17 protein-coding genes are annotated in these 14,450 nt (G+C 72.1%); 10 read left to right on the forward strand and 7 right to left on the reverse strand.

The window, feature by feature from the left end; genetic code table 11:
* Window positions 1-98 precede the first annotated feature (98 nt).
* On the forward strand, window positions 99-227 hold the full coding sequence (locus AB0P24_RS46640; protein WP_365805366.1) for a hypothetical protein: 129 nt from the start codon (window positions 99-101) through the stop codon (window positions 225-227).
* Window positions 228-241: 14 nt separating this feature from the next.
* On the opposite strand, the gene AB0P24_RS46645 is transcribed toward AB0P24_RS46640, so the two are convergent.
* Together AB0P24_RS46645 and AB0P24_RS46650 are read right to left on the reverse strand one after the other, a co-directional pair.
* Window positions 242-874 carry a DUF4230 domain-containing protein gene (locus AB0P24_RS46645; protein ID WP_365805394.1) on the reverse strand — a complete coding sequence of 211 codons (633 nt, stop codon included), beginning with the start codon at window positions 872-874 and terminating at the stop codon, window positions 242-244.
* Between the two features lie 244 nt (window positions 875-1,118).
* Window positions 1,119-1,931 (reverse strand): helix-turn-helix transcriptional regulator, encoded by an 813-nt coding sequence (locus AB0P24_RS46650; RefSeq protein WP_365805368.1) that lies wholly within the window; start codon window positions 1,929-1,931, stop codon window positions 1,119-1,121.
* Between the two features lie 77 nt (window positions 1,932-2,008).
* Between AB0P24_RS46650 and AB0P24_RS46655 the strand changes: the two genes are divergently transcribed.
* The gene (locus AB0P24_RS46655; RefSeq protein ID WP_365805370.1) at window positions 2,009-2,725 is read left to right on the forward strand and encodes an SDR family NAD(P)-dependent oxidoreductase; all 717 of its coding nucleotides are present in this window, start codon (window positions 2,009-2,011) and stop codon (window positions 2,723-2,725) included.
* 234 nt (window positions 2,726-2,959) lie between these two features.
* Here the strand turns inward: AB0P24_RS46655 and AB0P24_RS46660 are convergent, their stop codons facing one another.
* Both AB0P24_RS46660 and AB0P24_RS46665 read right to left on the reverse strand, forming a co-directional pair.
* Entirely contained in the window at window positions 2,960-3,352 is a 393-nt protein-coding gene (locus AB0P24_RS46660) for an anti-sigma factor antagonist (protein WP_365805372.1), read from the reverse strand.
* 171 nt (window positions 3,353-3,523) lie between these two features.
* Entirely contained in the window at window positions 3,524-3,952 is a 429-nt protein-coding gene (locus AB0P24_RS46665) for a MarR family transcriptional regulator (RefSeq protein ID WP_365805374.1), read from the reverse strand.
* Between the two features lie 116 nt (window positions 3,953-4,068).
* Between AB0P24_RS46665 and AB0P24_RS46670 the strand changes: the two genes are divergently transcribed.
* Together AB0P24_RS46670 and AB0P24_RS46675 are read left to right on the forward strand one after the other, a co-directional pair.
* A complete protein-coding gene (locus AB0P24_RS46670; protein WP_365805376.1) occupies window positions 4,069-5,526 on the forward strand; it encodes an aldehyde dehydrogenase family protein in 1,458 nt (485 codons plus the stop codon).
* A 25-nt stretch (window positions 5,527-5,551) separates the two neighbouring features.
* Entirely contained in the window at window positions 5,552-6,658 is a 1,107-nt protein-coding gene (locus AB0P24_RS46675) for an NAD(P)-dependent alcohol dehydrogenase (RefSeq protein WP_365805378.1), read from the forward strand.
* Window positions 6,659-6,668: 10 nt separating this feature from the next.
* Here AB0P24_RS46675 and AB0P24_RS46680 read toward each other — a convergent pair whose 3' ends face one another.
* Window positions 6,669-7,619 carry an NADP-dependent oxidoreductase gene (locus tag AB0P24_RS46680; protein WP_365805380.1) on the reverse strand — a complete coding sequence of 317 codons (951 nt, stop codon included), beginning with the start codon at window positions 7,617-7,619 and terminating at the stop codon, window positions 6,669-6,671.
* A gap of 154 nt (window positions 7,620-7,773) precedes the next feature.
* On the opposite strand from AB0P24_RS46680, the gene AB0P24_RS46685 reads away from it, so the two are divergent.
* The gene (locus tag AB0P24_RS46685) at window positions 7,774-8,622 is read left to right on the forward strand and encodes a hypothetical protein (protein ID WP_365805382.1); all 849 of its coding nucleotides are present in this window, start codon (window positions 7,774-7,776) and stop codon (window positions 8,620-8,622) included.
* 4 nt (window positions 8,623-8,626) lie between these two features.
* Here AB0P24_RS46685 and AB0P24_RS46690 read toward each other — a convergent pair whose 3' ends face one another.
* Both AB0P24_RS46690 and AB0P24_RS46695 read right to left on the reverse strand, forming a co-directional pair.
* Window positions 8,627-9,175, reverse strand: coding sequence for a TetR/AcrR family transcriptional regulator (locus AB0P24_RS46690; protein WP_365805384.1), 549 nt, complete (start codon window positions 9,173-9,175; stop codon window positions 8,627-8,629).
* 14 nt (window positions 9,176-9,189) lie between these two features.
* Complete coding sequence (locus AB0P24_RS46695; protein WP_365805386.1) at window positions 9,190-9,552, reverse strand: DUF1304 domain-containing protein; 363 nt, start codon at window positions 9,550-9,552, stop codon at window positions 9,190-9,192.
* A gap of 349 nt (window positions 9,553-9,901) precedes the next feature.
* Here AB0P24_RS46695 and AB0P24_RS46700 point away from each other — a divergent pair, with 349 nt between their 5' ends.
* From AB0P24_RS46700 to AB0P24_RS46720, 5 genes are read left to right on the forward strand one after another with little or no spacing between them, the layout of a single operon-like run.
* Window positions 9,902-11,722: an ATP-binding protein gene (locus tag AB0P24_RS46700; protein WP_365805388.1), complete on the forward strand. Its 1,821-nt coding sequence runs from the start codon at window positions 9,902-9,904 to the stop codon at window positions 11,720-11,722.
* A gap of 5 nt (window positions 11,723-11,727) precedes the next feature.
* Window positions 11,728-12,138, forward strand: coding sequence for a roadblock/LC7 domain-containing protein (locus AB0P24_RS46705; RefSeq protein ID WP_365805390.1), 411 nt, complete (start codon window positions 11,728-11,730; stop codon window positions 12,136-12,138).
* The gene (locus tag AB0P24_RS46710) at window positions 12,135-12,506 is read left to right on the forward strand and encodes a DUF742 domain-containing protein (protein ID WP_234537899.1); all 372 of its coding nucleotides are present in this window, start codon (window positions 12,135-12,137) and stop codon (window positions 12,504-12,506) included. Before AB0P24_RS46705 ends, AB0P24_RS46710 begins: the two co-directional genes overlap by 4 nt.
* Window positions 12,487-13,092, forward strand: a complete 606-nt coding sequence (locus AB0P24_RS46715) for an ATP/GTP-binding protein (protein ID WP_234537901.1) — start codon at window positions 12,487-12,489, stop codon at window positions 13,090-13,092. Before AB0P24_RS46710 ends, AB0P24_RS46715 begins: the two co-directional genes overlap by 20 nt.
* Entirely contained in the window at window positions 13,089-14,336 is a 1,248-nt protein-coding gene (locus AB0P24_RS46720; protein WP_365805392.1) for a cytochrome P450, read from the forward strand. Before AB0P24_RS46715 ends, AB0P24_RS46720 begins: the two co-directional genes overlap by 4 nt.
* Window positions 14,337-14,450 lie beyond the last annotated feature (114 nt).

Raw genomic sequence — 14,450 nt, forward strand, 5'->3', positions numbered from 1 at the left:
CCACACCATGACCTCGACGCCGTCGTAACCGAGGCGCGCGGCGATCTCGAAGGCCCCTCGGGCTGGCCGGGCTCGCGGTCGCGCGGCCCGGCCTGCTCGTGGCGAAGGGCTGGGCGCTGCCGGTGCGCCACCTGCAGTCCGGGCACGTCGGCGACTACGTGGCCTGGCTGCTGGTCGGCGCCACGGCACTGGGCGCGCTGGCCCTGCCCGGGGTGCTGGGCGGCTGATCACGCCGCGTCGGTCAGATCGTCCCGTAGGACACGTGCACCTCCGTGAAGCCGAGGGAGTGCAGCAGGCCCTCCAGCATGTCGGTGGTGTTGGTCTCGGCCCGGGTGGTCAGCCCGCTGTCCTTGGCCGCGGTGTCGATGTGCTTCACGGCCAGCTTCTGCACCGCCTGCTCGCTGTTGGGGTTGTCGGAGAACAGGTCACCGAGCCGGTCGAGCAGACCGCGCTGCTTGGACACGGCGTAGGAGTGGTCGGGGTCCAGGGTCGCCTTGCCGAGTCGGGCGTGCGGCAGCCGGATGGTGGCCTCGGTGCGGTCGCCGTTGACCGTCACGTCCTTCTGGGCGATCTGACCGAGATCGACATAGGCCTCCACGGTGCCCGCCCCGACGTACAGGGTGCGGCTGCCGCGGATCGCGCTGGGCAGGTACTTGGCGTCCTTCTCCAGGTCCACGACGACCTGGAAGTTGCCGGAGGCCGCGTCGTAACGGCTCATGTCCTGGATGGACTTGAGCAGCGCCGGGCCGGTGTTGTCGCGGGTCTCCGTGCCGAACAGGTCCTTGATCCCGGGCAGCACCGCCAGTTTGATCCCGGCGAACAGCACCACGAGCACCAGCACCAACGCGGTGACCAGTTTCGCCCAGCCGGGCATGCGCCGGGGCCGGGCCGTGACGGGAGCCTCCGGTGCGGAGCTCGCCTTGCTCTCCTTGGTGGAACTCGCCATGTGACGGTCCTCCTTTCCAACGACACGCATGCCCGCCAAAACCCCTGCCAGACCGTGCTGTCGGCGGATTGAGACAGCTGAGGCAGGATTGATACACGCGGCGGCGTGACGCGCCCGGCGGGCTCGCGTGCGGGGCGCCCGCCGCCCGCCGCCGTCCCGTCCGGAAGGCAGGTCAGGACCGGGCGGCCAGCTCCGCGATCCGGCGCGCCGACGCCGAACCCGGGTCCGCGGTGACGAGGACGACCTCCTGGTCGTCCTCCGGCACCAGCAGGACGTCGCAGTTCAGCCGCAGCCGGCCCAGCTCCGGATGGTCGACGACCTTGGCGCGGTGTCCCGGGGCGTGCACCGGATGGGTGGTCCAGATCCGCCGGAACTCCTCGCTCCCCGCGCGCAACTCGCCCAGCAGAGAGGTGAGGTGAGCGTCGTGCGGATAGCGCTCGGCGGCCCGCCGCAGCCGGGCCACCACGATGTGCCCGAACTCCTCGGCGCCGGAGCTCTCGTACATCCGCCCCTGGCCGAGGAAGCGCCGGCGTGCCAGGTTGGTGGTGCCGCCTCCCAGGTCGCCGCCGAGCAGCAGTGGGGCGAGGGGGTTCCAGGCCACCAGGCCGTAGGCCGCGTCGGTGACGATCGCCGCGGTGTCGGGCAGCCGCTCCAGCAGCCGCGCGACGTGCGGGCGCACCTGCCGGACGGCCAGGGTGCCGGGCGGTGGCGCGGCCGAGCCGGCCAGCCGGAAGAGGTGGCTGCGCTCGGCGGGGGCCAGCCGCAGCGCCCCGGCCAGGGCGTCCAGGACGCGCGGGGAGGGGCGGGGAGCGCGGGCCTGCTCCAGGCGGACGTAGTAGTCGACGGAGATGTGGGCCAGCCCGGCGACCTCCTCGCGGCGCAGCCCGGGGATGCGGCGGTCGGTGCCCGGCGGCAGCCCCACCGTCTGCGGGCGCAGCCCCGCCCGGCGCTCGCGCAGGAAGCGGGCCAGTTCCTGCCTCGCCATGCCGTCGTCGCCTCCTCGGTCCGCCTGGTACAGGTGGTCCCTGGCAGGGCGGACGCGGCCGGGGGACCGTGGCTGTCATGAACGATCGCACAGCACTCGTCACCGGTGCCAACAAGGGCATCGGGTTCCATGTCGCCAGGCTGCTGGCCGAGCAGGGTTTCCTCGTCCACGTCGGTTCCCGGGCTGCCGACCGCGGCGCGCGCGCCGCGGCGGAGATCGGCGGCAACGCGCGGCTTCTCGTACTGGACGTCACGGACCCCGGCAGCGTCGAGCGGGCCGCCGCCCGCGTCGGCCGTCTCGACGTCCTGGTCAACAACGCCGGTGTCCAGCCGGTCACCGGCACCCCCTCCGAGACCGGCGTCGACGGCTTCCGGCAGACCTACGAGACCAACGTCTTCGGCGTCGCCGCGGTCACCAACGCCTTCCTGCCCGCCCTGCGGCGCTCCCCCCGGCCGCGCGTCGTGAACGTCTCCAGCGGCACCGCGTCCCTCACCTGGAGTACCCGGCCCAACCCGCAGTTCGCCGAGGGCGTCCCCCGGTCCGCCGCCTACCGCACCTCCAAGGCCGCGCTGAACGCGCTGACCGTCCTGTACGCCCAGGAACTGGCCGGCGACGGGATCAAGGTGAACGCCCTCGCCCCGGGGCGGCGGGCGACCGACCTGGTGCCGGGTGCGGCCGCCGGGGGCGGCGACCCGGCCGAGGGCGCGCAGGGTGTCGTACGGCTGGCGCTGCTGCCCGACGACGGTCCCACCGGCGGGTTCTTCTCGTGGGACGGCACACCCGTGCCGTGGTGAGAGCGGCGCGGTCGGCGGCCTGGCCCCGCAGCCCGCCGTGCGCGCTTCTCCTGACGTGTGATCGGGCACGTCGAGCGCGGGCAGGCCGTCATCAGGCCCGCGCCGGCCACCCCGCACACGGAGTTCGAGGCGCGGGCGTACCTCCTCGCCGGGGACGAGGACGGCCGGCACACCCCGTTCTTCGAGTGGGTTCCCGGAGCCGGAGTTCCGCGGGCGACCAGGCCGACAACGGTGTCACAAGGTGCCGGACGTGGCCTCGGGCTGGCCCAGGGCCGCGTCCAGCGTCGCCCTGGGCGGCAGCAGCCGGGACAGCCCGGTCACCTTCAGCACCCGCAGGGTCAGCGGGTGCGCGCAGACCAGCTGGAGCTGTCCGCCGCGCTCCAGCACCCGGCTGCGCGCCCGGTACAGCAGTCGCAGCCCCGAGCAGTCGAAGAACTCGACAGGCAGCAGGTCGATCACCACGCGGGCGCTCACCTGGCCGGTCACCCGGTCCAGGTGGGGTGCGATCTCCGTGGCCGCCGCGATGTCGATCTCGCCCCGCAGCTCCAGCACCGTGTGGCCGCGGTCCTGATGGATGCGCAGGTGCCGGGAGAGCGGAGCGGGATCCTGCCGGGGTTCCTGGCGCACGACGACATCACCTCCCACCCCTGCCGGTTCAATTCCGTTCCCCGCCTTGCAAGTTACCCTCGATGGAGGGAATTTGAGCATGTTCGATTGACATATGTCTGCCGCTTCGGCTCGCCACTTTCTGTGGCGTGCGCGACAGTCGGGGAACCGGCACGTGAGAGCGCTGCTCTGCTAGGAGAGCGCGTGCCACGCCTTGCTCAGCGCCTGACGGAACTGTTCCTCCTGGTGAGCGGTGAGCTCGCGGACCATCCGCTCCTCCAGCTCCCGCACCGGCCCGGCGACCCCGGCGAGCAGTTCGCGCCCGGTGTCGGTCAGCAGGATCAGCAGCTCGCGCCGGTTGCGCGGATTGCGCTCCCGCCGGATCAGCCCACGCGCCTCCAGCGACCGTACGAGGTCGGCCATCGACTGGGCGGTCACGAACGAGTCCCGGGCCAACTGGGCCGCCGACAGGCCGTCATGGCGCTCCAGGACGGTCAGGGCCGTGTACTGAAGCGCGGTGATCCCGGCGGGCTTCACCAGCTCGTCGAGATGCGAGCGCACCACCAGCTCCACCTGCTTGACCATGTACAGCAGTGAGGGGCCTGTCTTTGTACCGACCATGCGTTCACCCTAGACCATTGACAGGAATCCTGTCTGTGGTGAGACTGCGGACCAGCGGGAAAACCAACAGGAATCCTGTTTGTTGAAAGCTAAGCGATCAACGCTGGGAGTGGGCAATGACGACCACCTTCGAGACCGGACCGGGGCAGCTGTTCATCGGCGGACAGTGGCGGGAGGCCGCCGACGGGGCCCGGACGGAGGTGACCGACCCCGCCACCGGTCAGGTGATCACCACCGTCGCGGAGGCCGGGGCCGCCGACGTCGACGCCGCCGTGCGCGCCGCCCGCGAGACCTTCGACGCGGGGGAGTGGCCGGGACTCAGCGGCCGGGAGCGCGGCCGCGTGCTGCACCGCGTCGCCGAGCTGATCCGGGAGAACGCCGAGGACATAGCCGCCCTGGAGAGCCTGGACGTCGGCAAGCCCATCACGCTCGCCGGGGCCGTCGACGTCACCAACGCGGCCAACGACTACGAGCACTTCGCGGCCCTCGCCCACTCCCTGGACGGCGCCGTCCGCGACATCCCGCTCAACGCCCTCGCCTACACCCGCCGTGAACCCCTCGGCGTCGTCGCGGCCATCACCCCCTTCAACTTCCCGCTGATCCTGGCCGGTTCGAAGATCGGCCCGGCCCTCGCCGCCGGCAACACGGTCGTCCACAAACCCGCCGACGAGACCCCGCTCAGCGCCCTCTACATGGCCGGCCTCTTCCAGAAGGCCGGCGTCCCCGACGGGGTCGTCAACGTCGTCACCGGCGCCGGACCGGTCGCCGGCGAGGCCCTGCTGCGCCACCCGGGCGTCGACAAGGTCGCCTTCACCGGCTCCACCGCCATCGGGCGGCACGTCGCGAGCACGGCCGGGGAGGCGCTCAAGCCGGTCACCATGGAACTCGGCGGCAACGCGGCCCACCTCGTCTTCCAGGACGCCGACCTGGACAAGGCCGTCGGCGCGGTCATCAAGGCCTTCGTCTTCAACACCGGCCAGTTCTGCATGGGCGGCCCCCGTCTCCTGGTCGCCCGCCCGGTCTACGCCACCCTGCTCGGCATCCTCGCCGAGGCCGTCCCCGCCGTCCCGGTCGGCGACCCGCGCGACCCGGCCACCGCGGTCGGCCCGATGGCGGGGGAGAAGCACCTGCGCAAGGTCGAGGAGTACGTCGAACTCGCCCGCAAGGAAGGCGGCCGCATCGTCTGCGGCGGCGAACGCCTTCACCTGAACGGCGGCCACTACTTCAAGCCGACCGTCATCGCCGACCTGCCGGGCGACTCCCGCGTGATCCAGGACGAGATCTTCGGTCCCGTCCTCACCGTGCAGCCCTTCGACTCCGAGGACGAGGCCGTCGCCCTCGCCAACTCCACGCCGTACGGCCTGGCTTCGGGCATCCAGACCGGCAACCTGGCCCGCGCCCACCGTGTCGCGGCCCGCCTCCAGGCCGGCATCGTCTGGGTCAACGACTGGGCGATGCTCGACCCCGCCGTCCCCTTCGGCGGCGTCAAGGCCTCCGGCTTCGGCCGCGAGTACGGCCCCGAGTCCCTCACCGCCTACAGCAAGGTCAAGTCCGTCGTCGTCTCGCTCGACTGAGCACCGCAGACCAGGAGTTCGTAGGATGTCCCTCACCACCCGAGCCGCCGTGGTCGAGTCCGGCGGCGCGCCCTTCACCCTCAGCGACGTCGAACTCGACGCGCCGGGGCCGCACGAGGCGCTCGTTCGCATGGTGGCCACCGGTCTGTGTCACACCGACCTCAGCGTGGCGAGCGGCGGACTGCCCTTCCCGCTGCCCGGAGTCCTGGGCCACGAGGGCGCCGGCGTCGTCGAGGCCGTGGGCTCCGCCGTCACCGGCGTGGCTCCCGGCGACCACGTCGTGCTGTCCTTCACCTCCTGCGGCACCTGCCGCAACTGCCACGGCGGCCACCCCGCCTACTGCACCACCTGGCTGCCGCTCAACCTCATCGGCGGCCGGCGCGCCGACGGCACCGCCACCGTCAGCCGGGGCGGCGAGCCGCTCGGCGGCCATTTCTTCGGCCAGTCCTCCTTCGCCGAGCGGGCGTTGGTGGCCGAACGCAGCCTGGTCAAGGTCGACCCGGACGTGCCGCTGGAGTCGATCGCCCCGCTCGGCTGCGGGGTGCAGACCGGGGTCGGCGCCGTCTGGAACGTCCTGGAACCGGCCACCGGCAGCACGATCGTCGTCCTCGGTGCCGGAGCCGTCGGCCTGTCGGCCGTCATGGCCGCCGCGCTCACCCCCGCCACCACGATCATCGCCGTCGACCGGCTGGCCGAGCGCCTGCAGCTGGCACGGGAGGTGGGCGCCACCCACACCGTCGACGCGACCCGCGAGGACGTGCCCGAGGCCATCGGGCGCCTTACGCGAGGAGCCGGCGCCGACGGCATCGTGGAGACCACCGGCAACGTCGGCGTCCTCCGCCAGGGCGTCGACGCGCTGGCCGCCCGCGGCACCCTGGTCGTCGTCGGCGCCCCGCCCTTCGGCACCGAAGTCCCCCTGGACGTCAACGGACTGCTGGCCGGCAAGCGGATCACCGGCCTGACCCTCGGCGACAGCGAGACCCAGGCCTTCATCCCGGCCCTGGTCCGGCTGGTCCGCGAGGGGCGGCTGCCGCTGCACCGGCTGATCAGCACCTATCCGTTCGCCGAGATCGACCGGGCCGTGCGGGACATGAGCACGGGCAAGGCGGTCAAGCCCGTGCTCACCTTCTGACCCGCGCGGATCAGTCCATCACCAGGACCAGCTTCCCCGTGGTCCGGCCGGTGCCGCCCAGCTCGTGCGCCTTGGCGGCATCGGCCAGGGGGAAGGTCCCCGCGACCGTGGCCCGCAGCTTGCCCTCCTCGACCAGGCCGGCGACCGCCCGCATCCCGGCCCGGTCGGCGTCCACCAGCATCCGCACCGCCCGCACGCCCAGCCGCTCGGCCTCCCGGTACAGCTCGGGCGAGCCCACGGGCAGGATCGACACCACGATCCCGCCCGGCCGCAGCACGCGCAGCGAGGCCGTCGACGTGTCACCGCCGATCGTGTCGAGCACGACGTCGACGTCCCGGACCGTCTCCGTGACGTCCACGGACCGGTAGTCCACCGGCTCGTCCACGCCGATCTCGCGCAGGAAGTCGTGCTTGCCGGCGCTCGCGGTGCCGATCACGTACGCGCCGCGCGCCTTGGCGATCTGCGCCGCCACATGTCCGACCCCGCCGGCTGCCGCGTGGATCAGCACCCGCTGCCCCGGCTGTACGCCGGCGTTCTCCACCAGGGCCTGCCAGGCGGTCAGCGACACCAGCGGCAGCGCGCCAGCCTGGACGTGGTCGATCCCGGCCGGCTTCGGCACCAGGGCGCGGGCGGGGACGATCGCGTACTCGGCGTGCGTGCCGTGGCCGAACGGGTAGGGCGCCATGCCGAAGACCTCGTCACCGGCCTTGAAGGCGGCGACGCCGATCCCGGTCTCCTCGACGGTGCCGGAGACGTCCCAGCCGAGGACGAACGGCGGCTTGCCCAGGAAACCGCCGTTCTCCCGGTGCTTCCAGTCGGTCGGGTTGAGGCCGGCCGCCCGCACCCGGACCAGTACCTCGTTGGGACGCGGCTTCGGCCGCGCCACCTCGATCACCTTCAGCACCTCGGGGCCGCCGAGGACGTCCTGGCCGATCGCACGCATCGTGTTCACATCGTTCATGGTGGTCCAGCCTGCCGGGACGTGCCCGCCGGGGAAATGGCACGATGGCCAACCTTCGATGGAATCGTGCCAGCCCCCTCTCCCGGCGAGCGTGAACGTCTCGGCCCGCTCCGCCGTCCAAGGACGGCAACGGTGGCGAGCGGCGGGGGCGGGCATGCGCAGAGGGCTGGCGGCGGCGACGGTACTGGTGGCGGCCGCGGTGGTGGGCTGTGACGGCGTGGGCGGGCCGCACGTCGTGGTGAAGGGGACGCCGCCGGCGACGCCGTACCGCGGGCCGCTGGACATCCCCGCCGAGGAGACCGAGGCGAGCACCCCGCAGGCCCTGCGCACCGCCTCCGGCGCGGCCGGCCGCGCGCTGGAGTGCGACGGGGAGATCCACTGGGGCATCGGGCCCGACGGCTGGAGCGAGGACGACGGCGGCGGCTCACCCGAGGACGGTCTGCGGCTCTTCTTCGACATGTTCGACCCGCAGGTGCCGCGCAGCGGCTACCGCGTGGAGCGCCGGGAAGCCGGCCGCGTCCTCTACTCCTACGACGTCGGCGGGCGCACGAAGGTGGCCGTCGTGGTCGCCAGGGACCAAAAGGACAGGCCCGGCTGGGGTCCGGAGACCAGCGCCTCCTGCGATCCCTCCGAGCTCCCGGCGAGTGTGACGTCGGGGCCCGGGTGGCCCGAGATCTGGACCGACGCCCGTGGCCGGCGGGTGCCGGTCTCGAAGATCACCAGCTCCGCCGGCGCCGAGCACTGCGGCTGGCAGTCGGCGCACTTCCTGACGTTCGGCGGCAGGACCTACGTCCGTGATCCGTACGGCGTGTTCGCCGAGGGCTCGGAGCTGGCCGGACGCTACGACGGTGACACCGCGATGCCCGCCGGCGCGCACGACACCGGCTACCGGCTCCGCGACTGGCGCCTGTGGCTCACGGACGACGGCGACACGGCGTACGTCCGCACCTCGCACGGCGTGCAGGCCTGGCCGATGGAACGGCGCGGCTTCGCCTGTGCCTGACCGGTCAGCGGCTCATGTGCAGGGCGACCAGCAACTGCCAGACCTGGTCCGCCAGTTCGTCCGGACCGGCGTCGAGCAGACCGTGCAGCCAGTCGGCCAGCACCCCGGCGAAGGTGGCGGCCACCGCCGAGGCCACCAATGGGGCGTCGGCCGCGCCCGCCAGCTCCCGTTCGGCGAGGCTGCGCGCCCGCAGATCCCGGTGCAGCACCCGGCCCAGCGGGCCCCCGCCGCCCGGTGCGAGCAGCTCCCGGTACAGGGCCGCGTGCGGAACCAGCCCGGCGAAGAACTCCCGCAGCGCCGACGGCGCGTGCACCGGGTCCGGCCGGCCGCGCCAGGCGTGCAGGGCGTCCACGGCGTCCCGGACGACGTCCGCGCAGGCGTCGACCGCCAGCGACTGAAGACCGTCGTAGTGGACGTAGAAGGTGGCCCGGCCCACCCGGGCCCGGCGCGTCACCGCGGCCACCGTGGCCTCGGTGAGCGGTCGTTCGGCGCACTCGTCGAGGAGGGCCGCCCGCAGCCGCGCCCGGGTGCGGGCGGCCCGCGGATCCGTCACGGGCGGGCGGCCGGTCATCGGGCGGCGAGGACGGCGGCCAGCGCGAGCGCGCCGGGCAGCGCCTGCGCGAACAGGATCCGCCGGTTGGCCGTGGCCGCGCCGTAGACCCCCGCCACCATCACGCACGACAGGAAGAACACCCGGGCACCGAAGCCCGTCGGGTCGGCCGCGACCAGCCCCCACACCAGGCCGGCCGCCAGGAAACCGTTGTAGAGACCCTGGTTGGCGGCGAGCGGCGCGGTCCGCCGGGCCAGCTCCGCGTCGAAGCCGTGGAAGCGCATCCCGGGGCCCTTCTGCCACAGGAACATCTCCATCACCAGAATGTACGCGTGCAGCGCGGCCACCAGCCCGACCAGCACGTTCGCCAGGATTTCCATGATCGGCGGACCCTCCCCGTCTCTTGAACAGGTGTCCACTATAACTGGACAGCTGTCCAGGATGCCTGGGGGGCCGTGTGAACCGGAGGGTGGGGGCGCATGTCGGGAAGCCGCCGCCGGGAATGGGTATTTATTGATTTGCCGCTAACTGGCGGAGCGTGACGGAACCCTCACTTCCTCTGCTCGTCGAGGTTGATCCTTTCGCGTTCAAACCCGATAAGCTCCCTTCCGTCGCAGCGAGTTGACGCACCCCGTGGGGGGTCCGTCCCGCCGTGCGCACCCACGAGTGCGGCCTTCGCGCACTGACCCTGTTCACTGCTGATCGATTGTGTTGTCTCTAAGGATGCAGATGGAACTCGCCACTCCGCCGCCGGCGGCGCGGGCCCCTGTCGCCTGGTACAGCTGGTGGCTGATGCCGCTGGCCTTAGGGGGAGGGACGGTCGCCGCCACGTTCATGAGCTCCGAGCGAATAACCGCGGTCGTCGCCGGCGCCGCGGCCACCGTCGCGAGCTCTGTGTGCGTGCGGCTCCTGGTTCGCTCGCAGCGTCAACTGCGCAGCGTCGAGGGGTCGTTCCGCAGCTCGCAGGCCGAGCACTCCCAGCAGTGGCAGCAGCATGTCTCGGGCCTGGAGCGCAAGTTCTCCACCGAGCGCGCCACGCTGGAGGCCCAGCTCAACGAGCAGTCGGCCGCGTTCGACGCCCAGCTCGGTGAGCAGGCGTCGGCCTTCGAGGCCCAGCTCGCCGACCGGACCGCCCACTACGACGCCCAACTGGCAGAGCAGGCAAGGGCGTACGAGGAGCGGCTCGCCGACCAGCTGAAGTCCTCCGAGGCGCAGCTCGCCGACCAGGCCGAGGTCTGGCAGGAGCAGGTCACGCACCAGCGGGCCGCGATCTCCCGGCTCGCCGACGAGCAGCTGCCCGAGGCGCTGAAGCGGTTGCGTGACGGCGACGCCGTCGACGACCTGCTGCCCGTCACCGAGCAGTGCGCCAAGGTCGACAAGGACCTCCAGGCCGACCTGCGCCGCATCCTGCGCACCTCGCTGATCGCCGTGGAGGAGGAGTTCAACCGCTCCACCTCCGCCGAGCAGGCCGTGATCAGCATCGGCAACCGCATCCACGTCCTGACCAGCAAGCTGCGCGGCCGGCTGCACGAGATGCAGGGCGAGCACGGCCGGCTGCCCCTCGTGGCCCGCGGTCTCATGGAGCTCGACCAGGAGCTCGGCCCCGCCGACTCGCTCGCCGCCAGTATCGGTGTGCTCGGCGGCTCGGACCGCCCGGGCCGCCAGTGGCAGGAGCCCCAGCGCCTGCTCAGCGTGGTGCGTGGCGGTATCGGCCGGATCAAGGACTTCCACCGCGTCGAGGTGCGGCACCTGCCCGAACTCGGCGTCGACGGCGGTCTGGTGGACCACCTCACGCTGATCTTCTCCCACCTGCTGGACAACGCGGCCCGCTACTCGCCGCCCACCGAGCCGGTCGTCGTCTCCGGCAAGGAGGTGCCGAACGGCGTCGGCATCGAGATCCAGGACTCCGGCAAGGGCCTGAGCGAGGAGAAGAAGCGCGAGGCCGAGCACTCCCTGGCGGGCACCGCGGCCGGACCCGGTATCGGGGGCATCTCCGAGGACGCCAACATCGGCCTGCGGGTCGTCGGCGCCCTCGCCCGCCGCTACGGCATCCGGGTCACCTTCGCGGACTCGCCCTGGCTCGGTACCTCGGTGGTCGTCGTGGTCCCGCACAAGTTCTTCAGCCCGCTGCCCGCGGCCCCCGCCGCTCCGGTCCCCGTGACGGCCGCCCCCGCCGCCGCGTCCCCGGTGCAGGCGCACGGCTCGGTCGCCGTCGAACCCGTCAGCCAGCCGGAGCCGTCCGGCGAGGCCCTGGACACCACCCCGGGCGGACTGCCCCGGCGGCGCAGCCGGCGCCGTGCGGACGAGCAGCCCGAGGAGCGCGTCGCCCGCACGGAGGGCACCGCGTTCACCGCGGTCCCGCCGGAGGAGTCCTTCGCGGGTCTGGCCGCCTTCGCCACCGCAGGCCGCGTGCCCGTCGCGGACGAACAGGCGGACAGCGAGGCCGAGTTGACCGGAGACCAAGACGTCGTGGCACCCGCGACCCCGGCCGGCGCCGATGACGCCGCCGGGCGCGAGTCCACGGAGCACCGCACTGAAGAGAGCGACTAGTCCACATGACGCAACAGGGAACCGACGTGAGCTGGGCGCTCCGTGATCTGGTGGAGAGCATCCCGGAGATCCGTTTCGCCCTCGTGGCCTCCAGCGACGGCAAGGCCATCACCTCCTTTGGTGCCGATGACCCCGACGACGTGGACCGCTTCGCGGCCGTGGTGGCGGGGCTGCAGGCCCTGGCCCAGCCGGTCGCCGAGCAGTTCCCCAAGTACGCGGGGCAGCTGCGGCTGGCGATGATCGAGGTCGACGGCGGTCACCTCTTCGTCGTACGGGCCGGTGTGGAGACGTACCTCGGCGTCCTCGCCCGCGAGGGACTCGACCAGGGGCTGCTCGGGCACCAGATGAGGGACCTTTCACGGCGGATGGGCGAGTTGCTCGGCACCTCTCCGCGCCTGGAGGAGCACTCTGGATGAGTGCTCCCCGCCGGCCCACGGATCCGTCCGGTCTCGAACGTTATTACGTCCTCACCGGGGGACGCAGCGGACCGGGCGGGTCGGCGTCGAGCCTCGACGTGGCCACCCTCGTCGTCTCTCGCACCGCCCCCGTCCCGGGGATGCAGCACGAGTACGAGGAGATAGTCCGGCGCTGCCGTGATCCGCTGTCGGTGGCCGAACTCACCGCCCATCTCGGATTGCCCTTCAACATTCTCGCGGTGCTGTTGGCGGATCTGCTGGACGCAGGCCGTATTGAAGCCCGTGATCCCATTCCGGCGCACCACGCCGGACGCGGGCCTGACCTCGCGCTCCTCCAGGAGGTACTCAGTGGACTTGAAAGGCTTTGACCATCCCGGCGACCCCGGTGCCGGGGGGACCCGCTCGGTCAAGGTGATGATCGCCGGGGGGTTCGGCACCGGGAAGACCACCATGGTCCGCTCCGTCAGCGACATCAAGCCGCTCACCACCGAGGAGACCCTCACCCAGGCGACCGTCGGCGTCGACAACCTCATCGGCGTCGCGGACAAGGCCGAGACCACGGTCAGCCTCGACTTCGGCAAGATCAGCCTCAACGAGAACCTGATGCTGTACCTGTTCGGCACCCCCGGGCAGGAACGCTTCTGGTTCCTGTGGAACGGCCTGTTCAAGGGCGCGCTCGGGGCTGTGGTCCTGGTGGACACCCGGCGGCTGGCCTCCAGCTTCCGGGCCATCGAGGAGATGGAGCGGCAGAACGTGCCCTTCGTCATCGCCCTGAACGTCTTCCCGGACTGCAAGGAGCACCCCGTCGAGGAGATCCGGGACGCCCTCGACATCTCCCCGCACACCCCGATCGTGGCCTGCGACGCTCGTGACCGGGCCTCCAGCCGTGACGTTCTGATCACCCTGATACGTCATCTGAAGGAACGCTCCACCGCCGCACTGGAGCCCCGATGAACGACCAGAACGACAGCCCCGACACCCCTCGCGGCTGCCCGGTCGCGCACGGTTCGGCGGAGGTGGCCCGGCTGTACGGGCCCGAGGCGGCGACCGACCCGTTCGGCATCTACGAGCGGCTGCGCAAGGAGCACGGCTCCGTCGCGCCGGTGCTGCTGGAGGGCGACATCAACGCCTGGCTGGTGCTGGGCTACCGGGACGGCCGGCGGGTGCTCGACAATCCCCGCCAGTTCGCCCGGGACGCGCGGATCTGGCGGGACTGGCAGGAGGGGCGGGTCGCCGAGAACCATCCGCTGGTCCCGATGGTGGCCTGGCGCCCCGACTGTGTGTCCCAGGACGGCGAGGCGCACCGCCGACTGCGCGGTGCCGTCAACGACGGGCTCCAGGCCGCCGTGGGCCGTGGTATCCGGCGCCACGCCACCCATTTCGCCAACAAGCAGATCGACGCGTTCGCGGACAACGGCCGCGCCGATCTGGTGGCGGAATACGCCGGCTACCTGCCGATGCTGGTCCTCACCCGCATCCTGGGGCTCACCGAGGCGGAGGGGCGTCGGCTGGTCGAGTCCAGTGCCATGGTGTTCCAGGGCGGCGAGGACGCGATACTGCACGACGGCATCATCAAGGAGATCCTCGGCGAACTCGCCGAGCGCAAGCGGACCGAGCCCGGCTCCGACTTCGCCACCGGCCTGCTGGAGCATCCCGCGGGCCTCGACCACGACGAGGTCGTCAGCCATCTGCGCCTGGTGCTGGTGGCCGGGCACAGCACGACCAGCAATCTGCTGGCCCGGGTGCTTCAGCTGATCCTCACGGACGCCTCGCGGCTCTCGGACCTGATCAGCGGTCAGCTGACCGTCTCCGCGCTGGTGGAGGAGGTCATGTGGAACTCTCCGCCGCTGTCCGTCCTGCCGGGGCGCTTCGCCGTCAGCGACGTGGAGCTGGGCGGGCACCGCATCGAGGAAGGCGACCTGCTCGTCCTCGGTCTCGCGCCGGGCAACCTCGACCCCGAGGTCCGGCCCGACCCGGACGTCTCCGTTCAGGGCAACGAGTCGCACCTGGCGTTCAGCGCCGGCCCGCACGAGTGCCCCGGGCAGAGCATCGGGCTGTCCATCATCGAGATCGCGGTGGACGTCCTGCTGCACCGGCTGCCGGGTCTGCGCCTGGCCGTGCCGCCGGAGGAGCTCACCTCGACCGCGTCCACATGGATGTCCGTGCTCGACAGCCTGCCGGTCGAGTTCCCGGTATAGGTCCGTACGCGCCGCCGCCCGGTCGGGTGCCCGGCAGCCCGCGGGCGGCAGGTCCGCATCACGTTGAACAGGCCGGAAGTCACCGGACGCGCACCCGCAGGATGGCGAACGCAC

Source organism: Streptomyces sp. NPDC086519 (assembly GCF_040686075.1).
Lineage (GTDB): Bacteria > Actinomycetota > Actinomycetes > Streptomycetales > Streptomycetaceae > Streptomyces > Streptomyces shenzhenensis.